The organism is Cupriavidus sp. GW823-FHT07A04, assembly GCF_058794615.1.
Window position 1 is genome coordinate 385950 of the sequence record NZ_JBXAHA010000003.1, and the last position, 19916, is coordinate 405865.

Here is a 19916-nt window from a genome sequence, read left to right on the forward strand (position 1 = left end):
CTCAGGCGGACAACAGCCCGCGCACGTGAGCAACCACGTCCGCGACCGGCAACTGGGTGGCCTCGGCGTCGCGCCGCCCCTGGTACTCCACGCGGCCTTCCTTCAGGCCACGGTCGCCCACCACTACGCGGTGCGGCACGCCAATCAGTTCCCAGTCGGCAAACATGGCGCCGGGGCGCTCGCCGCGGTTGTCCAGGATCACATCGACGCCGGCTGCCAGCAGCTCAGCATGGATACGGTCGGCCTCGGCCTTGACGGCCTCGGAACGATCGTAGCCAACCGGGCAGACCACCACCGCGAACGGGGCGATCGAAGCGGGCCAGATGATGCCGCGCTCGTCGAAGTTCTGCTCGATGGCGGCCCCCAGGATACGGGTCACGCCAATGCCGTAGCAGCCCATCTGCATGGGCTGGGTTTTGCCGTTCTCGTCCAGGAAGGTGGCGCCCATCGATTCCGAATAGCGCGTGCCGAGCATGAACACGTGGCCGACTTCGATGCCGCGGCAGATGGCGAGCGTGCCCTTGCCGTCCGGCGAAACGTCGCCTTCCACCACATTGCGCAGGTCAGCCACCACAGGCTCGGGCAGGTCGCGGCCCCAGTTCACGCCGGTCAGGTGGTAGTCGCGCTCGTTGGCCCCGCAGACGAAGTCGCTCATATTGGCGACCGTGCGGTCCGCCACCACGTTGACAGGCTTCTTGGCGCCGATGGGGCCCAGGTAGCCCGGGGGCGTGCCGAACGTCTCGACGATCTCGGACTCGGTCGCGAAGCGGAACTCGGCCAGGCCGGCCACCTTGGACGCCTTGATCTCGTTGAGCTCATGGTCGCCACGCAGCAGCAGCAGCCAGATCTGCACGCCGGCCTCGCCCTCGGTGGCCAGCACGATCGACTTGACCGTGCGCGCCAGCGGGATGCCAAGCAGCTCAGCCACGTGCTCGCACTTGGCCTTGCCCGGGGTGGGCGTGTTGACCATGGCTTGCGCCGGCGCGGCGCGCTGGGCCAGCAGCGGCAGGGCCTCGGCCGCTTCCATGTTGGCGGCGTAGTCCGAGTCGGGGCAGTAGACGATGGCGTCTTCGCCGGTCTCGGCGATCACGTGGAACTCGTGCGAGCCGGAGCCGCCGATGGCGCCGTTGTCGGCCGCGACGGCACGGAATTCCAGGCCGAAACGCTGGAAGATGCGCACGTAGGCGTCGAACATCTTGTCGTAGGACACCTTCAGGCCTGCGGCGTCACGATCGAAGGAGTAAGCGTCCTTCATGGTGAACTCGCGCCCGCGCATGATGCCAAAGCGCGGCCGGCGCTCGTCGCGGAACTTGGTCTGGATCTGGTAGAAATTGATCGGCAGTTGCTTGTAGCTGCGGATTTCGCTGCGGGCGATGTCCGTCACCACCTCTTCGGAGGTGGGCTGCACGGCAAAGTCGCGCTCGTGGCGGTCCTTCAGGCGCAGCAGCTCGGGACCCATCTTGTCCCAGCGGCCGGTTTCCTGCCACAGCTCGGCAGGCTGAATCACCGGCATCGACAGCTCGACCGCGCCGGCGCGGTTCATTTCCTCGCGCACGATGGCTTCCACCTTGCGGATCACCCGCAGGCCGACCGGCATGTAGTTATAGATGCCGGCGCCAAGCTTCTTGATCATGCCGGCTCGCATCATCAACTTGTGCGACACGATTTCCGCGTCGGAAGGGGCTTCCTTTTGGGTGGAAATGAAGAATTGCGAGGCTTTCATCCGTTGCTTTCTCGTGAGGCCATGCACGCCCTGGCAGGTGCCGGGGGCGAGATGGCGCGAATCCGTGGCGCGCGTGCATTATGCGGCGCTTTTTGCTCGGGGAAAACCAGCACCCCGTTGCACAAAGCCCCATTACGCGCTTCCTTTATAATCAACCTAATTCTAAAGGATTCGAGGTGCAGTCATGCTCGATCGTGAAGGCTTTCGCCCGAACGTCGGCATCATCCTCATCAACGCACGGAACGAGGTGTTCTGGGGCAAGCGCATCGGCGAACATTCGTGGCAGTTTCCTCAAGGCGGCATCAAATACGGCGAGACGCCGGAACAGGCGATGTACCGCGAGCTACATGAAGAAGTCGGTCTGCTGCCCGAGCATGTCAGGATTGTCGGTCGCACGCGCGACTGGCTGCGTTATGAGGTGCCGGACAAGTTCATCCGCCGCGAAATCCGCGGCCATTACAGGGGACAGAAGCAGATTTGGTTCCTGTTGCGCATGGCGGGCCGCGATTGCGACATCCGCCTGCGCGCCACCGACCATCCGGAGTTCGATGCCTGGCGCTGGAGCCATTACTGGGTCCCGCTAGACGCTGTCATCGAGTTCAAGCGCGATGTCTACCAACTCGCGCTGACCGAGTTGTCTCGCTTCCTGCAGCGCAATACCCGCGCGCCGCTGAGCCCCTACGGCACCCATGGCCGGCACGGTTCGGTGCGCGCAGGTTATGCTCGCGCGGGGCTGGACGAGCATCCCGACAGCGTTCCGGACCTGGTGCATCAGGACCTGGCCCACGATCCGGGCCCAATTTCGCCGGCCCAGCCGGCGTCCACAGAACGGAGTACCGATGATTGATTTTGCCGGCCGCGGCTTGCGCCCGAGCCTGCCCGCCGCCTGCTTGCTGGCTGCAACCCTTTGCCTTGGCCTGGCCGGCTGCGGCAGCACGTCCAAGCCGCAGCATGTGCCCATGCCGGACGAGTCCGAGGATTACACGCCGAAGAAGGAGTTCAGCATCCTCGACCCGTTCGCCGCGAAGGAATTCAGGGAAGTGGAGACGGCGCTGCCTGCGCCGCCGCAGGATGCGGACCTGATCCCGTTCGAAGTCAGCCCCGCCGGCAACTTTACCTTCGCCGTCGATGGCAAGTCCGTGGTCGTGGGCGCGGATGGCGCCGTGCGTTATACGGTGGTCATCACCGGTGCCAGCGGCATGCGCAATGTGAGCTTCGAGGCCGTGCGCTGCGACACCTTCGAGCGCAAGATGTACGCCACCTTGCCCAGGGGCGCGACCGAGTGGGTCCGCAACCGCTCCGACGACCGCGATGGCTGGGTCCAGCTGGCAGGCATCGCGCGCAATAACTATGGTGCGGCGCTGGCCAAGGATTTCCTGTGCGAGGGCCGCTCAGCGGCAGGCAGGGCGCAGGACATCGTCAAGGAATTGCGTGGCGAAGCGCCGCGCAAGAGCGCGATCACACGTTGATGGCGGCAACGGCGCGGTAGTACGGCGCCTGACGATGCAAAAAAGCCCGCGATCGCTCGCGGGCTTTTTTGCATCGTACCTCGGAACAATCTGTCCGTTCAGACCAGTACCAGGTTGTCCCGGTGGATCAGCTCGTGCTCGTTCTGGTGGCCAAGCACCCGCTCGATCTCGGACGAGGGCTTGCGTGCGATCAGCTTGGCTTCCGAGCTGGCGTAGTTGGTGATGCCGCGCGCCACCTCATGGCCCGCCGCGTCGATGCAGGCAATGACCTCGCCACGCGCGAACTCACCCTGCACTTCCACCACGCCGATCGGCAGCAGCGACTTGCCGCCGCTGGTGAGCTTGTCCACCGCGCCGGCATCGATCATCACCCGCCCGCGCAGCTGCAGGTGGTCGGCCATCCATTGCTTGCGCGCCGTCAGGCGCCCAGTGGGGGCCAGCAGTTGCGTGCCGATGCCTTCGCCCCCGGCCAGCCGCTCCAGCACATTGGCTTCGCGCCCGGAAGCGATCACGGTATGCGCGCCCGACTTGGCGGCGCGCTTGGCGGCCAGGATCTTGGTCAGCATGCCGCCGCGGCCAATCGACGTGCCGGCGCCGCCGGCCATGGCTTCGAGCTCCACTGCACCAGCCAGCGCCTCGTCGACGAACTCGGCCTGCGGGTTGCTGCGGGGGTCGGCGGTATAGAGGCCCCGCTGGTCGGTCAGGATCACCAGCGCGTCGCCTTCAATCAGGTTGGTGACAAGCGCACCCAGGGTATCGTTGTCGCCGAACTTGATTTCGTCGGTGACCACGGTGTCGTTCTCGTTGATGATGGGCACGACACCCAGCGACAGCAGCGTCAGCAGGGTCGAGCGCGCATTGAGGTAGCGCTCGCGGTCAGCCAGGTCGGCGTGGGTCAGCAACACCTGGGCGGTGCGGATGCCGTAGCGGCCGAACTGGCTTTCGTAGACCTGGGCCAGGCCCATCTGGCCCACTGCCGCGGCGGCCTGCAGTTCGTGGATTTCCTTTGGGCGGCGCACCCAGCCGAGGCGCTGCATGCCTTCGGCGATGGCGCCGGAGCTGACCAGCACGACTTCCTTGCCGGCCATGCGCAGCTTGGCGATCTGTGCTGCCCAACGGGCGATTGCCTCGTGATCGAGGCCCTTGCCGTCGTTGGTCACCAGGCTGGACCCAACCTTCACGACGATACGTTTTGCCTGGGCGATGACCGATTGCATGGCGGGAATCCTGTCTGCTGGGTGCTGCTGTTTTTGTCGTTAGTTCTGCTCGCCGCCGGACTGGTCGACGTTGTGCAGGCGGTCATCCAGGCGGATGTCCGGCTCTGCCAGCGCGGCGACTTCCTCGGCCTTGATCGCGGCCAGGTGATCCTTGATCGCGTAGATCAGTTCACGGCAGCCTTCGCCGGTCAGGGCGGAGATGCGGAACACCGGGCCCTTCCACTTGTAGCGCTTGACGAAGTCCTTGACGCGCGCATCGCGCTCTTCCTCGGGCACCACGTCCAACTTGTTCAGTACCAGCCAGCGCGGCTTTTCGTACAGGCTTTCGTCGTACTTCTTCAGCTCGTTGACGATGGCGCGGGCTTCGGCCACCGGGTCCACGGCTTCATCGAACGGCGCCAGGTCGACGATATGCAGCAACAGCCCTGTGCGCTGCAAGTGGCGCAGGAACTGATGGCCCAGCCCGGCGCCTTCCGCAGCGCCTTCAATCAGGCCGGGGATGTCGGCCACCACGAAGGACTGCTCGTGATCGACCCGCACCACGCCCAGGTTGGGATGCAGGGTGGTGAAGGGGTAATCGGCCACCTTCGGGCGCGCATTGGAAATGTGCGAGATAAAGGTCGACTTGCCGGCATTCGGCATGCCCAGCAGGCCCACGTCGGCCAGCACCTTGAGCTCCAGCTTGATCATGCGGCGCTCGCCCGGCTTGCCGTCCACCTGCTGGCGGGGCGCGCGGTTGGTACTGGACTTGAAGTGCAGGTTACCCCAGCCGCCCAGGCCACCCTCGGCCAGGCAAACGGTCTGGCCATGCTCGGTCAGGTCGGCGATCAGCTCGCCGGAATCCATGTCGAGGATCTGCGTGCCGACCGGCATGCGCAGGTTCACATCTTCGCCGCCCGCGCCATAGCAATCGGCGCCCCGGCCATTCTCGCCGTTGCGCGCCACGTGCTTCTTGGCGTAGCGGAAGTCGATGAGCGTGTTGATGTTGCGGTCGGCCACCGCGTAGACGCTGCCGCCGCTGCCGCCGTCGCCACCGTCGGGGCCACCGAAGGGCACAAATTTCTCGCGCCGCATCGATGCGCTGCCATTGCCGCCGTTGCCGGCGATGACTTCAATTCTGGCTTCGTCGATGAACTTCATGATGACCTTCCGTGGTGTAGCGACCGCAAAGCGCGCGCCCGGCCGGGATGGCAAGGCCGCGGGCGCGGCGAATGGCAACAATGACATTGTCGCCAGAAAAGAAAAAGCCCCGCAAGTACTGCGGGGCCTTCATGCTGCAAAGGCTGTGATCAGACTGCCGGAACGACGCTGACCTGCTGCTTCTTGGCAGCGCCCTTGACGGCGAACTGCACGTGGCCGTCGACGAGAGCAAAGAGGGTGTGATCCTTGCCAATGCCAACGTTATCGCCCGGGTGCACGCGGGTACCGCGCTGACGCACGATGATGCTGCCGGCGTTGATGGCCTGACCACCAAACACCTTGACGCCCAGACGCTTCGATTCGGAATCGCGGCCGTTCCGTGTGGAACCGCCGCCCTTTTTCTGTGCCATGACTAACTCCTGTCGCTTTACTTTACCTAGTTACGCTTGAATTCGATTTCGATAAGGACTGAGCGCTGGCTCAGCCAATGATCTCTTCGATGCGCAGCTCGGTGTAATTTTGACGATGGCCTTGACGCTTTTGATAGTGCTTGCGACGGCGCATCTTGAAGATCTTCACCTTATCGTGACGACCTTGGGAGATAACGGTAGCCTTGACGGAAGCCCCGCTAACCAGCGGCGTACCAAACTTGAGTTGGTCGCCTGCGCCCACTGCGAGCACCTGGTCGAGCGTGATTTCTGCGCCAATGTCTGCCGGTATCTGTTCTACTTTAAGTTTTTCGCCAGCAGCAACCTTATATTGCTTGCCGCCGGTTTTTACGACCGCGTACATTGTCGAACCTCTCGATGTGAAATAAAACGCCGAAAGCCAACGCCGGCGCGCCCTTGCGTCCGTTTCATCCCGATCCAAGCAACTACCAGGACAGGGAAAACAGACAAGCCGGACGGCCCAATTGGCCCGGTTATCTCCCACCAGCGCATCTGCAGACAACACAAAGCGGCCGGAGGAAACCCACGATTCTATACCAAAGCCGGGAAAAGTACAAAAAAAACAGACACATAGCCTGCCCGGCGCCGCGTGGCGCCGCCTGAAGCACTTCTCCGCCCACCCAGGTCAGATCAGATCCGCGAGCAGGAAACCCGCCAGGGCGGCGAAAGCTGCCCACAGTGCGGTGCGCCGGAGCTGGCGGCGCGAGGAGGAAGGTGGCTGGGTCATGGCGGCATTATAGGTGCACGGGACTGCCACGCCCGCTTTGCGCGCGCAGCGCCCGCGCGCCTTGTCGCACCCCCCGTTCAGGGGACATACATACACCCGCATCGCTTATAATCGGCGGGTTTTGCGTAACGGTGAACATCTTGTCCCAGTCTTCCGCCACTGCCTTGCTTGCCCCGGTCGCTGCCGACATGCGCGCCGTTGATTCGGTTATCCGCCAGCGCCTCGCTTCGGAAGTGCCCCTGATCGAACAGATCGGCGAGTACATCATCAGTGCGGGCGGCAAGCGCCTGCGCCCGGTGATCCTGCTGCTGTCCGCACGGGCCTTCGGTTACGACGGCAACCGGCACCACGAACTGGCCGCGGTGGTCGAGTTCATCCATACCGCCACGCTGCTGCACGACGACGTCGTCGACGAGTCGGAGCTGCGCCGCGGCCGCCAGACCGCCAACGCGGTCTTCGGCAACGCCGCGAGCGTGCTGGTAGGCGACTTCCTCTATTCCCGCGCCTTCCAGATGATGGTGGACGCCGGCAGCATGCGCATTATGGAGATCCTCTCCAATGCCACCAATGTGATCGCCGAAGGCGAAGTGCTGCAGTTGCTGAACATGCACGATCCCGAGGTCACGGTGGAGCGCTACCTGCAAGTGATCCGCTACAAGACCGCCAAGCTGTTCGAAGCCTCGGCCCAGCTCGGCGCTGTGCTGGCCGGTGCGGACGCGGCCACCGAAGAAGCTGCCGCGGAATACGGACGGCGCATCGGCACCGCGTTCCAGTTGATCGACGACATGCTGGACTACACCGCCAGCGCCGAGCAGATGGGCAAGAATGCCGGCGACGACCTGCGTGAAGGCAAGCCCACCCTGCCGCTGCTGCACCTGCTCGAGCACGGCACCGCGGAGCAACGCACGCTGGCTCGCGAAGCCATCGTGCAAGGCGGCACCGAGCATTTCGATGCGGTGTTCACCGCGATCCACGCCAGCGGCGCGCTCGATGTCACCTTCCAGGCAGCCCAGCGCGAAGCCGAAGCTGCGGAGAAGGCCGCCCAGCAGTTCCCCGACTCGCCACTGAAGCAAACGCTGATCGACCTGTGCGCATTCTCGCTGCAACGGCAGTCCTGATGCCAAGGCGCCCCGCGCCGGCGCCCTCTTCCATTCCGGAAAAAAGGCTGCTACACTTGTGTGCTTTCGCGCTGCAGCAGTAATTAGGCAGGCAACGCAGAGAAAAACAAACGGGGTGTAGCTTAGCCTGGTAGAGCGCTACGTTCGGGACGTAGAGGCCGGAGGTTCGAATCCTCTCACCCCGACCAGTTTCACGGTCCCCGAGACCGTACAAGAAAGGCCGCACAGCAATGTGCGGCCTTTTTTCATTGGTGCGCCCGGCTCGCCAATCCTGATTCCCGTCCCTTCCCCACCCCCCCGCGCAAGTAGGGTTGCGCCCGTGTCGTGCAAACGGCAACACCCTGTCCGGTGCGCCTTTACAAAAAGTGACCCCGGCGGCAAACTGCCCCGATTCGGGGTCCTAGGCCGCTTGCGGCCAATCGTTTTTTGCCATGACACTTGGTCTAGCTCTTGCACAGAGCCGGCGTATCGCGCCGGCCCTGCTCGCCCAGCTTGAACAGTCGGCACGAGAAAAAAAGTCGCAGCTGATCGACGAGATCATCGCCAGCGGCACCATGACTGCACATGATGTGGCGATCTTCGCGGCTGATAAGTATCAGCTGCCGCTGATCGATCTGAATCAGTACAACCTCAACAAGGTGCCGCCGGCGCTGGCGGGCAATCGCGAGTTCCACGCGCACCGCCTGCTGCCACTGGGCCGGCGCGAGAACCGCCTGGTGCTGGCGTTGTCCGACCCGGGCAACCAGGCCGGGCTGGACGCCATCAAGCAGAAATACAACCTGCCGGTGGAACCCGTCGTGGTCGAGCACGACAAGCTGATGCAATACGTGCGCTCGGCTGCCGACGACAGCGGCGGCACGATCAAGTCGATCGGCCCGGGCCATGTCGAGCGCAAGATGATCGACTATGACCCGGTGGCGTCCGCTGGAGCGCTGCGCAACAAGACCGCGGCCGACATCGACGACGCGCCCGTGGTTCGCTTCCTGCACAAGCTGCTGACCGAAGCCTTCCATCGCGGCGCCTCCGATCTTCACTTCGAGCCGTTCGAGACCTTCTATCGCATCCGCTTCCGGGTGGATGGCGTGCTGCAGGAAGTGGCACGGCCGCCGGTGGACATCCGCGACAAGATCTCCACCCGGATCAAGGTGCTGTCGCGCCTGGACATCTCGGAAAAGCGCGTGCCGCAAGACGGCCGCATGAAGCTGCTGATCGCGCTGCCCAAGGAAAAGGGCGGCGACAAGGACGGCAAGGACAGCAAGGAGCCCAAGGAAACCGTGGAGAAGGCGATCGACTTTCGCGTCTCCACGCTGCCGACGCTGTTCGGCGAGAAGATCGTGATCCGGATCCTGGAGTCGTCGTCCGACAAGCTCGACATCGACCAGCTCGGCTACGAGCCGGCGCAAAAGGCGCTGTTGCTGGACGTGATCAAGCGCCCCTACGGCATGGTGCTGGTGACCGGCCCCACCGGCAGCGGCAAGACGGTGTCGCTGTACACCTTCCTGAACCGGCTGAACCAGGGCGACATCAATATTTCGACCGCCGAGGATCCGGCGGAAATCCAATTGCCGGGCATCAACCAGGTCAACGTCAACGAAAAAGCCGGTCTGACCTTCTCCGCCGCGCTGCGCTCCTTCCTGCGCCAGGATCCCGACATCATCATGGTCGGCGAAATCCGCGACCTGGAAACCGCCGACATCTCGATCAAGGCGGCACAGACTGGCCACCTGGTGTTCTCGACGCTGCATACCAACGACGCGCCGACCACGCTCACGCGCCTGATGAACATGGGTGTCGCGCCCTTCAATATCGCGTCGAGCGTGCTGATGATCACCGCGCAGCGGCTTGCGCGGCGGCTGTGCACCTGCAAGCGCCCCGGAGAGCTGGCGCGCGAGGTGCTGGCCGACGCCGGCTTCCAGGACGAGGACCTCGACGGCAGCTGGCAGCCTTACCACCCGGTCGGGTGCGAGCGCTGCAACGGCAGCGGCTACAAGGGCCGCTGCGGCATCTACCAGGTGATGCCGATCACCGAGCCGATGCAGCAGATCATCCTCGCGCATGGCACGGCACTGGAGATCGCCGAACAAGCGCGTAAAGATGGCGTGCTATCGTTGCGCGAAGCTGGCCTGGCCAAGGTGAAGCAGGGTCTCACCTCGCTCGAAGAAGTGCTGGCCACAACAAATATGTAAAACAACAAAAGATGTCATTAGGGGTCAATCATGGCGACACGCGCACCAGCCGCAGCCGCTCGCAAGGCGGCCGCGCCCAAGGGGAAACCAGGGCGTAAAGCGCCCACGCAGTACCTGTTCGAGTGGGAAGGCAAGGACCGCAAGGGCAAGGCGTTCTCGGGAGAGCTGCGCGCGCAGAGCCAGGCCGAGGTCAATGCCACGCTGCGAAAGCAGGGGCTGACGGTCGTCAAGCTGAAAAAGCGGCGGGCCGCGCGCGGGAAGAAGATTACCCAGAAGGACATCGCATACTTCACGCGCCAGCTCTCCACCATGCTCAAGGCGGGCATCCCGCTGCTGCAATCGATCGACATCATTGCGCGCGGGCATGCCAACCCCAACTTCACCCAGTTGCTGTCCGAGATCCGCTTTGACATCGAATCCGGCAGCAGCATGGCGCAGGCCTTCCGCCGCCATCCGCGCTACTTCGACACGCTCTACTGCAACCTGATCGATGCCGGCGAGCAGGGCGGTATCCTGGATGCCCTGCTGGAGCGCTTGTCGCTCTATATGGAAAAGACCATCGCGCTGAAGAGCCAGATCAAGTCGGCCATGATCTACCCGATCGCCGTGCTGACCGTGGCCTTCGCGGTGACGGTCATCCTGATGATCTTCGTGATCCCGGCGTTCAAGGGCGTGTTCTCCAGCTTCGGCGCCAACCTGCCGGCGCCGACCCTGGTCGTGATCGCCATGTCGGACTTCTTCGTCGACAATTGGTACCTGATCATCGGCGCGCCGATCATCGGCATCACGATGTATATACGCGGGCTAAAACGCTCGGAGAAGGTCCAGCGCGCCAGCGACCGCCTGCTGCTCAAGCTGCCGATCTTCGGCTCGCTGTTCCGCAAGGCGGTGATCGCCCGCTGGACCCGCACGCTTGCCACCATGTTCGCCGCCGGCACGCCGCTGGTAGAGTCGATGGAATCGGTCGCCGGCGCCGCCGGCAACTGGGTCTACTACGACGCCACCAAGGAAATCGAGCAATCGGTGCGCATCGGTACCAGCCTCACCAACGCCATGCAAGCCACCCATGTCTTCGACAGCATGGTGCTGCAGATGACGCAGATCGGCGAGGAGTCCGGCGCGCTGGACAATATGCTGCTGAAGGTGGCGGAGTTCTACGAGCGCGAGGTCGATGACGCTGTGGCCGCCATCTCCAGCCTGATCGAGCCGCTGATCATCGTGATCCTGGGCGTGCTGATCGGCGGCATGGTGGTGGCAATGTATCTTCCGATCTTCAAACTGGGACAGGTGGTGTAAGGCATGTGGCTGTTTTCCGCGGATGGCGCCAGTGGCGCGATTTCTTCACTGGCTGCCCCCGCGCAGACCATTGCAGAGCTGGCGGCGCTGCCGCCCTGGTTCCTGGTCGCCGCCGCCGCGCTGATCGGCTTGCTGGTCGGCAGCTTCCTCAACGTGGTGGTGCACCGCCTGCCGCGCATGATGGAGCATGACGAAGCCAATTACATCGCGTCGCTGCGCGACGACCCGATCCCCCACCCCGAGCCCTACAACCTGATGGTGCCGCGCTCGGCGTGCCCGCACTGCGGACACGCCATCGGCGCGCTAGAGAACATCCCGGTACTGAGCTACTTGTTCCTGCGCGGGCGCTGCTCATCGTGCGCCGCGCCCATCGGTGCGCGCTATCCGCTGGTGGAAGCGGGCACCGCGCTGCTCACCGCGCTGGCCGCCGCGCACTTTGGCCCGACCTGGCAGGCTCTCGCGGCCATCGCCCTGATCTGGGCCCTGATCGCCCTCACCCTGATCGACGCCGACACGCAGCTACTGCCCGACCAGATCACGCTGCCGCTGGTATGGCTGGGCCTGCTGCTCAATCTCGGCGGGCTGTTCGCGCCGCTGGCGGATGCCGTGATCGGCGCGGCCGCCGGCTACCTGCTGCTGTGGACGGTGTACTGGATCTTCAAGCTGGTGCGGGGCAAGGAAGGCATGGGCTATGGCGACTTCAAGCTGATGGGCGCGCTGGGCGCCTGGTTCGGCTGGCAGGCCCTGCCGGCGCTGGTGCTGCTCTCCTCCGTGGTGGGGCTGGTTTTCGCGCTTGCCAATATCGCGCTGCGCCGTCAGGATCGCGATACGCACTTCGCCTTCGGCCCTTATATCGCCGGAGCCGGGCTGCTTGTGCTGTTCTTTGGGCCCAATGTGCTGCCGCTGGGCATTGCGGGCTGAACGGGCGCCGGCCGCCGGTCGCCCTAAGGCTGCCTTTATCACACCCACAGCAAGCTTCGAGACCTACATGCTGCAAATCGGACTGACCGGAGGCATCGGTTCTGGCAAGACCCGCGTGGCGGACCTGTTCGCCGCGCGCGGTGCCGCTTTGATCGACACCGACCTGCTCGCGCACGAGATCACCGCGCCGGGCGGGCTGGCCATCCCTGCCCTGCTGGAAGCCTTTGGCCCCGCCTGCCTGCGCGCCGACGGCGCCATGGACCGCAATGCCATGCGCGAGCTGGTGTTCTCGGACCCCGCGGCCAAGGCCCGGCTGGAGGGCATCACCCACCCCCTGATCCGCCAGTTGACCGAGGCGCGCGCCGCCGCGATCCGCGCCTCCGGACTGCATCCCTACCTGATCTACGTGGTCCCGCTGCTGGTCGAGTCGGGCTCATGGCGCGCGCGGGTGGACCGGGTGCTGGTGGTGGATTGCAGCGAGGCCACGCAGGTTGCGCGGGTCATGGCACGCAACGGCTTTTCCCAGGGCCAGGTCGAGGCCATCATGGCCAGGCAGGCCAGGCGCAGCGAACGCCTGGCCGCCGCCGATGATGTGGTCGACAACGAGGGTCCGCCGCAAGCCCTGCCCGCCCAGGTGGATCGCCTGGACCAGTTGTACCGCACCCTGGCTGGCGCCTGGGCAGCCACGGGCTGAATGACTGGCCGCATCCGGCACCATCTTTGTGCAGTGCTGCATGCGGCACCCTAAGTCGGCTGTTTCATTGTCCTGTTTGGCGGTCTCGCATAGAATGCGCTGGAATCACGCGGGAAATGGCCGCATACTGCCAATATTGCGGGCCCAGGCCGATTCAAATCGCGCAGGCCCGGATACACCGGAAGCCTCGCCGCTCCGGCAATGCCGCCCGGGTCAGATTGCCCACCCGCCAACCCGCCCTGTTGCACGGATACACCCATTGATTCTGTACGAATATCCTTTTAACGAACGCATCAGGACTCTCCTGCGCCTGGAAGACCTGTTCGATCGGCTGGATTATTTTCTCGGTCAGGATCACGCCCTGCAGCATCACGTGGCGTTGACGACGCTGTTCGAGATTATCGACGTCGCCGGCCGCGCAGACCTGAAGACCGACCTGCTCAAGGAACTGGAACGCCAGCGCCAGGCGCTTGCCGCGCTGCGCGCCAATCCGCAGATCGACCAGGGCGCGCTGGATGGCGTCATCAGCGAGATCGAGCAGGCGATGACCCAGCTCAACCAGACGGTTGGCAAGGCCGGCCAGTTGCTGACCGATAACGAGTGGCTGACCAGCATCCGCAGCCGCGCCATCATCCCTGGCGGCACCTGCGAGTTCGACCTGCCGGCGTATTACGCCTGGCAGCACCGTCCGGCCGAAGAACGCCGCTCGGACATCCTCAAGTGGGCGCGCCCGCTGGTGGCGCTGCGCTTAGGCACCAACACCGTGTTGCGCCTGCTGCGCGAGTCCGGCCAGAGCGGCAAGGTCATCGCCACCGGCGGCAGCTACCAGCAGATGCTGTCCGGTCGCAGCTACCAGCTGATGCAGGTGCTGCTGGATGAATCGCTGCTGGCCTTCATCCCCGAGATGAGCGCCAACAAGTACATGCTGTGGGTCCGTTTCACGCAGCAGGATGGCGACTTGCGTCCCCGTTCGGTCGACGCCGACATCCCCTTCCTGCTCAAGCTCTGCAATTTCTGAAGCAATGACAACCGTAGTCAAATGCCCCACCTGCGGCACGGACGTGGCCTGGGTACCCGAGAGTAAATTCCGTCCCTTCTGCTCGAACCGCTGCAAGCAGATCGACCTGGGCGCGTGGGCGTCCGAGAAATACGTGATTGGCGGCAAACCCGGCGAGGAGCCCTCGCCGGACGAGCAAGACGAGGACTAAGCACCGCGCCACCGTTGCGGCCTCGACGGCCCTGACGACGGCCCCGACGGTTCAGGCGGTGCCGCTCTCGGCAGCCAGCCAGTCCACCACGGGGATCGTAGCGGGCAGCAAGGGGCCCACGTCCACCGGCGCCGATTGCCACGAGAAGGCCTGGCCCTCGCGGCCGACCAGTTCGCCCGTCCACACAGTGACCTTGCAGAAATGCAGGCGCACATAGGCATGCGGGTAATCATGCTCCAGCACGTGCCAGCGCACGCTGGCGCCGACCTCGATGCCGAGCTCCTCATGCAGCTCGCGCGCCAGTGCCTCTTCGACTGATTCGCCCGGTTCCAGCTTGCCGCCCGGGAACTCCCAGTAGCCTTCATAGGGCTTGCCCGCCGGCCGCTGGGCCAGCAGGAAGCGCCCGTCGGGCTGCACCAGCACGCCAACGGCAACCTCGGTCACCTTGCGCGCCGGCGCCGCTGCATCGGTCACCTGCGATGCCTCGCTCATGCCTTGCCGTCCTGCGCCGAGGCCATATAAGGCTTGCCATGCTTGCCGCCCCAGTCGCGGGCGAACTGCCAGGCCACCCGGCCCGAGCGCGAGCCGCGTTCCAGCGCCCACACCAGCGCATCGCCACGTGCAGCGGAGATGTCTTCGGCACTGCAGCCAAAGTGCCCGAGCCAGTGGCCGACGATGGCCAGGTACTCGTCCTGCTTGGGCGGGTAGAACGACAGCCACAGCCCGAAGCGCTCGGACAGCGAGATCTTTTCCTCCACCACCTCGCCGGGATGGATCTCGCCATCGTCGGTGTGCCGGTAGGTCTCGTTGTCCTTCATGTACTCGGGCAGCAGATGGCGGCGGTTGGAGGTGGCGTAGATCAGCACATTGTCCGACTGCGCGGCCACCGAGCCGTCCAGCGCCGACTTCAGCGACTTGTAGCCCGACTCGCCCTCTTCGAATGACAGGTCGTCGCAAAAGATGGCAAAACGCTCGGGACGCCCCGACAACTGCTCGACGATATCGCCGAGGTCGCCCAGGTCATCCTTGTCCACTTCCACCAGGCGCAGGCCATCCTTGACGAAGGCATTGAGGCAGGCCTTGATCAGCGAGGACTTGCCGGTGCCGCGCGCGCCCGTCAGCAACACGTTGTTGGCCGGCAGGCGCTGCACGAACTGGCGCGTATTGGCCACGATGGCATCCTTCTGCCGCTCGATGTTCTTCAGGTCGTCGAGATGGATCGGCGGCAGCTGGCGGATCGCCTGCAGGTAGCCGATGTTGCCGAACAGGCTCTGCCGCTTGCGCCAGCGGAAGGCGACGGCCTGCTCCCAGTCAGCGTCGGTCAGCTGAGGCGGCAGCCATTGTTCAAGGCGGGCGAGGAAACTATCGAGGCGGGCAGCAAGGTCTGACATGGCGGCTTGGTGGAAATGCGGATCGTTGGCAGGAGGGCGAGCGGCTGGCGTGCCGTGCCCGCGCTGGCGGGAGCGGCACGCACGCAACGCGTGCCTGGCTGGTGCTTACGAACGATAGTCCGCGTTGATCGAAACGTAGTCGTGCGACAGGTCGCAGGTCCAGACCGTGGCGGAGGCGTCGCCTCGGCCCAGCGCGATGCGCACGGTGATTTCGGCCTGCTTCATCACACGCTGGCCGTCTTCCTCACGATACTCGGGGTTGCGGCCACCGTCGCGCGCGACCAGGACGTCGTCCAGCCACAGATTGACGCGCTCCACGTCGAGATCGTCCACGCCGGCATAGCCCACCGCGGCCAGGATGCGGCCCAGGTTGGGGTCCGAGGCGTAGAAGGCGGTCTTGACCAGCGGCGAATGCGCCACCGCGTAGGCGATCAGGCGGCATTCGGCCACGTCCTTGCCGCCCTCGACCTGGATGGTCATCAGCTTGGTGGCGCCTTCGCCATCGCGCACGATCATCTGCGCCAGTTCCTGCGACAGGTCGGTCAGCGCGGCACGCAGCGCCTCGAAGTCCGCACCCTCGGCACGCTCGATGGCCGGCGCGCCGGCCTTGCCGCTGGCGATCAGCACGAAGGAGTCATTGGTCGACGTGTCGCCGTCGATGGTGATGCTGTTGAAGGAGTGATCCGCCGCGTACGACACCAGCGCCTGCAGCACATCCTGCGACACGGTGGCATCGGTGGCGACGAAGCCGAGCATGGTGGCCATATTGGGGCGGATCATGCCCGCGCCCTTGCTGATGCCGGACAGCGTCACAGTCTTGCCGCCGATCTGCACGGTGCGCGAGGCGGCCTTGGGCTGGGTGTCGGTGGTCATGATCGATTCCGCCGCGGCCAGCCAGTTGTCGGGCTTGGCATTGGCGATGGCAGCGGGCAGCGCGGCGGTGATGCGGTCCACCGGCAGCGGCTCGAGAATCACGCCGGTCGAGAACGGCAGCACTTGCTCGGGTGCAATGCCGAGCTGCGCGGCCAGCGCGTCACAGGTGGCGCGCGCATTGGCCAGGCCCGGCTCGCCCGTGCCGGCATTGGCGTTGCCGGTGTTGACCACGATCGCGCGGATGCCCTTGCCGGCGGCCAGGTGCTCGCGGCAGACCTGCACCGGCGCGGCGCAGAAGCGGTTGCGGGTGAACACGCCCGCCACGGTGCTGCCTTGGGCAACGCGCACCACCAGCACGTCCTTGCGGTTGGCCTTGCGGACACCCGCTTCGGCCCAGCCGAGCTCGACGCCGGCGACAGGTTTCAGGTTTTCTGCCAGCGGCAGGGGCAGGTTGACGGCCATGTGCGTTCCTCTATGCGTTCGACGTTGCTGGTTTTGCTCGTGCCAGGCGGCGGCGCTTTCTACTGAATGCACCGCCCCTGACGAACATGCCCGCTTGCGCGGGCATGTTTGCTGACTTCACGGTGCGCGGCTTAGCTGAGCTTGCCGTGGCACTGCTTGAACTTCTTGCCGGAGCCGCATGGGCAGGGATCGTTGCGCCCCACCTTGGCCATGCCCGCGGCTTCCGCCGCGGCGGCGTAGGCAATGCCAGCACGCTCGGGCGCGCTGCTGCCCACGCTCTCCGCGCCCTGCGTGGCCTCGTCGAACTCCTCGTGCTTGTACTGCACGTTGGCGAGGTGCGACAGGCCTTCTTCGATCTGCTCCGAGGCTTGCTCGAGCTCTTCCGGCGACTGGATCTGCACGTTGAAGATCACGCGGGTGACTTCCACCTTGATCACGTCCAGCAGGCGGGCGAACAGCTCGAACGACTCGCGCTTGTACTCCTGCTTGGGATCCTTCTGCGCATAGCCGCGCAGGTGGATGCCCTGGCGCAGGTGATCCAGCGCGGCCAGGTGCTCACGCCAGTGCGTGTCGATGCTTTGCAGCATCACCGAGCGCTCGAAGCCAGCAAACGATTCGCGGCCAACCTGCTTGACCTTGGCGTCGTAGCGCTCGTCGGCCGCGTGCATGATCTTGTCCAGCAGCACTTCGTCCTCGATGCTCTGGGCGGCCTCGATGGTCGCGGCCAGCGGCACGTCCAGGGACCATTCCTCGCGCAGCTTGGTCTCCAGGCCCTTGATGTCCCACTGCTCTTCCATGGTGTCGGCCGGCACGTGGTCGCGGAACATCTCGACCAGCACGCTCTGGCGCAGGTTCTTCACCATCTCGCCCACGTCTTGCGACTCGAGCACTTCGTTGCGCAGCTTGTAGATTTCCTTGCGCTGGTCGTTGGCCACGTCGTCGTACTGCAGCAGTTGCTTGCGGATATCGAAGTTGCGGCCTTCCACCTTGCGCTGGGCGGATTCGATCGAGCGCGTGACGATGCCCGCTTCGATCGGCTCGCCTTCCGGCATCTTCAGGCGTTCCATGATGGCGCGCACGCGGTCGCCGGCGAAGATGCGCAGCAACTGGTCGTCCAGCGACAGGTAAAAGCGGGACGAGCCCGGATCGCCCTGGCGGCCGGCACGGCCGCGCAGCTGGTTGTCGATACGGCGCGACTCATGGCGCTCGGTGCCCACGATATGCAGGCCGCCAGCGGCCTTGACCTGCTCGTGCAGCGACTGCCACTCGCCTTCCAGATGGGCGATGCGCGCGGCCTTGTCGGCGTCGGCGAGGCTTTCGTCGGCTTCGATGAAGCCAGCCTGCTTCTCCACGTTGCCGCCCAGCACGATGTCGGTACCACGGCCCGCCATGTTGGTGGCGATGGTGATCATCTTGGGGCGGCCCGCCTGCGCCACGATCTCGGCCTCGCGCTCGTGCTGCTTGGCGTTAAGCACCTGGTGCGGCAGCTTGGCCTTGTCGAGCAGGCCAGACAGGTATTCCGAGGTCTCGATCGAGGTGGTGCCCACCAGCACGGGCTGGCCGCGCTCGTAGCAGTCGCGGATATCGCGCACCACGGCGTCGTAGCGTTCGTTCGAGGTCTTGTAGATCTGGTCCTGGAAGTCCTTGCGCTGGGCGCCACGGTTGGTGGGGATGACCACCACTTCCAGGCCGTAGATCTCCTGGAATTCGTAGGCTTCCGTATCGGCCGTGCCGGTCATGCCGGACAGCTTCTCGTACATGCGGAAGTAGTTCTGGAAGGTGATCGTCGCCAGCGTCTGGTTTTCCTGCTGGATCGTCACGCCTTCCTTGGCTTCCACAGCCTGGTGCAGGCCGTCGGACCAGCGTCGCCCGGTCATCAGGCGGCCGGTGAACTCGTCGACGATGACGACTTCGTCGTTCTGCACCACATAGTGCTGGTCGCGATGGAACAAGCTCTGCGCGCGCAGCGCGGCGTAGAGGTGATGCATCAGCGTGATGTTCTGCGGCGCGTAGAGCGATTCGCCCTCGCCGATCAGGCCTTGCTGCATCAGTATCTCTTCGGCCTTCTCGTGGCCCGCCTCGGTCAGGTAGACCTGGTGGCCCTTTTCGTCGACGAAGTAGTCGCCCGGCTTCTCGACGCCGGTGCCGTCGGCCTTTTCCTCGCCGATCTGGCGCACCAGCAGCTTGGGCACGCCGTTCATGCGCTGGTACAGGTCGGTCTGGTTCTCCGCCTGGCCCGAGATGATCAGCGGCGTGCGCGCTTCGTCGATCAGGATCGAGTCCACCTCGTCGACGATGGCGTAGTTCAGCGGACGTTGCACGCGCTGGCCAGGGTCGTAGACCATGTTGTCGCGCAGGTAGTCGAAGCCGAACTCGTTGTTGGTGCCGTACGTGATGTCGGACGCATAGGCAGCGGCCTTCTGGTCGTGCGGCATCTGCGACAGGTTCACGCCGACCGACAGGCCGAGGAAGTTGTACAGGCGCCCCATCCACTCGGCGTCACGCTGGGCCAGGTAGTCGTTGACCGTGACAACGTGCACACCGCGGCCGGTAATGGCATTGAGATACACCGGCAGCGTCGCGGTAAGGGTCTTGCCCTCGCCGGTGCGCATTTCAGCGATCTTGTTGTCATTGAGCACCATGCCGCCGATCAGCTGGACGTCAAAGTGGCGCATCTTCATGATCCGCTTGCTGGCCTCGCGGCACACCGCGAAGGCCTCGGGCAGCAACGCCTCGAGCGACTCTCCGGCGGCGTGGCGCTGCCGGAAAATCTCGGTCATGCCACGCAGGTCGTCATCCGAAAGTGCCTCGAACTTCGGTTCCAGCGCATTGATCTGCGCGACGGTCCTGCCATATTGTTTGATCAGCCGTTCATTACGGCTGCCGAAGACTTTCTTGAGAAGGCCCGTGATCATCGATTGCTTTCACCTACGCGAGTGGTACGCCGCCGTGGTACGCACTAGGGCGGCCTAGCCGCCGGCTTGGCCGGCTGCCCAGGGCGGACCGCGCGAGGAAATAGGAAGATTGGCGCAAAACGCCGAG

Annotated in this window: 19 protein-coding genes and 1 tRNA gene; 11 read left to right on the forward strand and 9 right to left on the reverse strand. The window is 64.7% G+C overall.

Annotated elements, in window-relative coordinates:
* Position 1 precedes the first annotated feature (1 nt).
* Positions 2-1723, reverse strand: a complete 1722-nt coding sequence (locus AC1Q7Q_RS07555; RefSeq protein WP_492374683.1) for a proline--tRNA ligase — start codon at positions 1721-1723, stop codon at positions 2-4.
* 184 nt (positions 1724-1907) lie between these two features.
* On the opposite strand from AC1Q7Q_RS07555, the gene AC1Q7Q_RS07560 reads away from it, so the two are divergent.
* Together AC1Q7Q_RS07560 and AC1Q7Q_RS07565 are read left to right on the forward strand one after the other, a co-directional pair.
* Positions 1908-2570, forward strand: a complete 663-nt coding sequence (locus AC1Q7Q_RS07560) for an RNA pyrophosphohydrolase (protein WP_043349734.1) — start codon at positions 1908-1910, stop codon at positions 2568-2570.
* Positions 2563-3192, forward strand: coding sequence for a CNP1-like family protein (locus AC1Q7Q_RS07565; RefSeq protein ID WP_492374684.1), 630 nt, complete (start codon positions 2563-2565; stop codon positions 3190-3192). Before AC1Q7Q_RS07560 ends, AC1Q7Q_RS07565 begins: the two co-directional genes overlap by 8 nt.
* Before the next feature lie 98 nt (positions 3193-3290).
* Here AC1Q7Q_RS07565 and proB read toward each other — a convergent pair whose 3' ends face one another.
* Together proB and obgE are read right to left on the reverse strand one after the other, a co-directional pair.
* Positions 3291-4409: a glutamate 5-kinase gene (gene proB, locus AC1Q7Q_RS07570; protein ID WP_309403639.1), complete on the reverse strand. Its 1119-nt coding sequence runs from the start codon at positions 4407-4409 to the stop codon at positions 3291-3293.
* Between the two features lie 39 nt (positions 4410-4448).
* Positions 4449-5549, reverse strand: coding sequence for a GTPase ObgE (gene obgE, locus AC1Q7Q_RS07575; protein WP_441633931.1), 1101 nt, complete (start codon positions 5547-5549; stop codon positions 4449-4451).
* Here obgE and AC1Q7Q_RS07580 point away from each other — a divergent pair.
* Entirely contained in the window at positions 5539-5721 is a 183-nt protein-coding gene (locus AC1Q7Q_RS07580; RefSeq protein ID WP_492374685.1) for a hypothetical protein, read from the forward strand. The two genes, obgE and AC1Q7Q_RS07580, sit on opposite strands and share 11 nt — an antisense overlap.
* Here AC1Q7Q_RS07580 and rpmA read toward each other — a convergent pair.
* The gene (rpmA, locus tag AC1Q7Q_RS07585; protein WP_006162509.1) at positions 5699-5959 is read right to left on the reverse strand and encodes a 50S ribosomal protein L27; all 261 of its coding nucleotides are present in this window, start codon (positions 5957-5959) and stop codon (positions 5699-5701) included. The two genes, AC1Q7Q_RS07580 and rpmA, sit on opposite strands and share 23 nt — an antisense overlap.
* A gap of 70 nt (positions 5960-6029) precedes the next feature.
* Entirely contained in the window at positions 6030-6341 is a 312-nt protein-coding gene (rplU, locus tag AC1Q7Q_RS07590; protein ID WP_006162510.1) for a 50S ribosomal protein L21, read from the reverse strand.
* 572 nt (positions 6342-6913) lie between these two features.
* On the opposite strand from rplU, the gene ispB reads away from it, so the two are divergent.
* The 8 genes from ispB (at position 6914) to AC1Q7Q_RS07630 (ending at position 14148) form a co-directional block, all read left to right on the forward strand.
* On the forward strand, positions 6914-7843 hold the full coding sequence (gene ispB, locus AC1Q7Q_RS07595) for an octaprenyl diphosphate synthase (RefSeq protein WP_492374687.1): 930 nt from the start codon (positions 6914-6916) through the stop codon (positions 7841-7843).
* Positions 7844-7954: 111 nt separating this feature from the next.
* Positions 7955-8031: transfer RNA gene (locus AC1Q7Q_RS07600), tRNA-Pro, on the forward strand.
* Between the two features lie 243 nt (positions 8032-8274).
* A complete protein-coding gene (pilB, locus tag AC1Q7Q_RS07605) occupies positions 8275-10029 on the forward strand; it encodes a type IV-A pilus assembly ATPase PilB (protein ID WP_492376806.1) in 1755 nt (584 codons plus the stop codon).
* Positions 10030-10059: 30 nt separating this feature from the next.
* Complete coding sequence (locus AC1Q7Q_RS07610) at positions 10060-11325, forward strand: type II secretion system F family protein (RefSeq protein WP_492376805.1); 1266 nt, start codon at positions 10060-10062, stop codon at positions 11323-11325.
* 3 nt (positions 11326-11328) lie between these two features.
* Positions 11329-12246: a prepilin peptidase gene (locus AC1Q7Q_RS07615; protein ID WP_492376804.1), complete on the forward strand. Its 918-nt coding sequence runs from the start codon at positions 11329-11331 to the stop codon at positions 12244-12246.
* 67 nt (positions 12247-12313) lie between these two features.
* Complete coding sequence (gene coaE, locus AC1Q7Q_RS07620; protein WP_492376803.1) at positions 12314-12940, forward strand: dephospho-CoA kinase; 627 nt, start codon at positions 12314-12316, stop codon at positions 12938-12940.
* A 259-nt stretch (positions 12941-13199) separates the two neighbouring features.
* Positions 13200-13958, forward strand: a complete 759-nt coding sequence (gene zapD, locus AC1Q7Q_RS07625) for a cell division protein ZapD (RefSeq protein ID WP_492374434.1) — start codon at positions 13200-13202, stop codon at positions 13956-13958.
* A 4-nt stretch (positions 13959-13962) separates the two neighbouring features.
* Positions 13963-14148, forward strand: a complete 186-nt coding sequence (locus AC1Q7Q_RS07630) for a DNA gyrase inhibitor YacG (RefSeq protein WP_043349767.1) — start codon at positions 13963-13965, stop codon at positions 14146-14148.
* A gap of 51 nt (positions 14149-14199) precedes the next feature.
* On the opposite strand, the gene AC1Q7Q_RS07635 is transcribed toward AC1Q7Q_RS07630, so the two are convergent.
* The 4 genes from AC1Q7Q_RS07635 to secA form a co-directional block, all read right to left on the reverse strand.
* Positions 14200-14640, reverse strand: a complete 441-nt coding sequence (locus tag AC1Q7Q_RS07635; protein WP_492374435.1) for an NUDIX domain-containing protein — start codon at positions 14638-14640, stop codon at positions 14200-14202.
* Positions 14637-15539, reverse strand: coding sequence for an ATP-binding protein (locus AC1Q7Q_RS07640; RefSeq protein WP_492374436.1), 903 nt, complete (start codon positions 15537-15539; stop codon positions 14637-14639). The genes AC1Q7Q_RS07635 and AC1Q7Q_RS07640 overlap by 4 nt, the downstream gene beginning before the upstream one ends.
* A 105-nt stretch (positions 15540-15644) precedes the next feature.
* Positions 15645-16874: a bifunctional glutamate N-acetyltransferase/amino-acid acetyltransferase ArgJ gene (argJ, locus tag AC1Q7Q_RS07645; RefSeq protein ID WP_492374437.1), complete on the reverse strand. Its 1230-nt coding sequence runs from the start codon at positions 16872-16874 to the stop codon at positions 15645-15647.
* Positions 16875-17005: 131 nt separating this feature from the next.
* Positions 17006-19789: a preprotein translocase subunit SecA gene (gene secA / locus AC1Q7Q_RS07650; RefSeq protein ID WP_492374438.1), complete on the reverse strand. Its 2784-nt coding sequence runs from the start codon at positions 19787-19789 to the stop codon at positions 17006-17008.
* Between the last annotated feature and the right edge of the window lie 127 nt (positions 19790-19916).

Coding starts and splice junctions, on each gene's coding strand:
- AC1Q7Q_RS07565 (WP_492374684.1), top strand. CDS start 2,563: ATGATTGATTTTGCCGGCCGCGGCTTGCGCCCGAGCCTGCCCGCCGCC.
- ispB (WP_492374687.1), top strand. CDS start 6,914: ATGCGCGCCGTTGATTCGGTTATCCGCCAGCGCCTCGCTTCGGAAGTG.
- rpmA (WP_006162509.1), bottom strand. CDS start 5,959: ATGGCACAGAAAAAGGGCGGCGGTTCCACACGGAACGGCCGCGATTCC.
- AC1Q7Q_RS07555 (WP_492374683.1), bottom strand. CDS start 1,723: ATGAAAGCCTCGCAATTCTTCATTTCCACCCAAAAGGAAGCCCCTTCC.
- AC1Q7Q_RS07640 (WP_492374436.1), bottom strand. CDS start 15,539: ATGTCAGACCTTGCTGCCCGCCTCGATAGTTTCCTCGCCCGCCTTGAA.
- obgE (WP_441633931.1), bottom strand. CDS start 5,549: ATGAAGTTCATCGACGAAGCCAGAATTGAAGTCATCGCCGGCAACGGC.
- argJ (WP_492374437.1), bottom strand. CDS start 16,874: ATGGCCGTCAACCTGCCCCTGCCGCTGGCAGAAAACCTGAAACCTGTC.
- AC1Q7Q_RS07560 (WP_043349734.1), top strand. CDS start 1,908: ATGCTCGATCGTGAAGGCTTTCGCCCGAACGTCGGCATCATCCTCATC.
- proB (WP_309403639.1), bottom strand. CDS start 4,409: ATGCAATCGGTCATCGCCCAGGCAAAACGTATCGTCGTGAAGGTTGGG.
- AC1Q7Q_RS07630 (WP_043349767.1), top strand. CDS start 13,963: ATGACAACCGTAGTCAAATGCCCCACCTGCGGCACGGACGTGGCCTGG.
- pilB (WP_492376806.1), top strand. CDS start 8,275: ATGACACTTGGTCTAGCTCTTGCACAGAGCCGGCGTATCGCGCCGGCC.
- AC1Q7Q_RS07610 (WP_492376805.1), top strand. CDS start 10,060: ATGGCGACACGCGCACCAGCCGCAGCCGCTCGCAAGGCGGCCGCGCCC.
- AC1Q7Q_RS07580 (WP_492374685.1), top strand. CDS start 5,539: ATGAACTTCATGATGACCTTCCGTGGTGTAGCGACCGCAAAGCGCGCG.
- AC1Q7Q_RS07615 (WP_492376804.1), top strand. CDS start 11,329: ATGTGGCTGTTTTCCGCGGATGGCGCCAGTGGCGCGATTTCTTCACTG.
- AC1Q7Q_RS07635 (WP_492374435.1), bottom strand. CDS start 14,640: ATGAGCGAGGCATCGCAGGTGACCGATGCAGCGGCGCCGGCGCGCAAG.
- secA (WP_492374438.1), bottom strand. CDS start 19,789: ATGATCACGGGCCTTCTCAAGAAAGTCTTCGGCAGCCGTAATGAACGG.
- coaE (WP_492376803.1), top strand. CDS start 12,314: ATGCTGCAAATCGGACTGACCGGAGGCATCGGTTCTGGCAAGACCCGC.
- rplU (WP_006162510.1), bottom strand. CDS start 6,341: ATGTACGCGGTCGTAAAAACCGGCGGCAAGCAATATAAGGTTGCTGCT.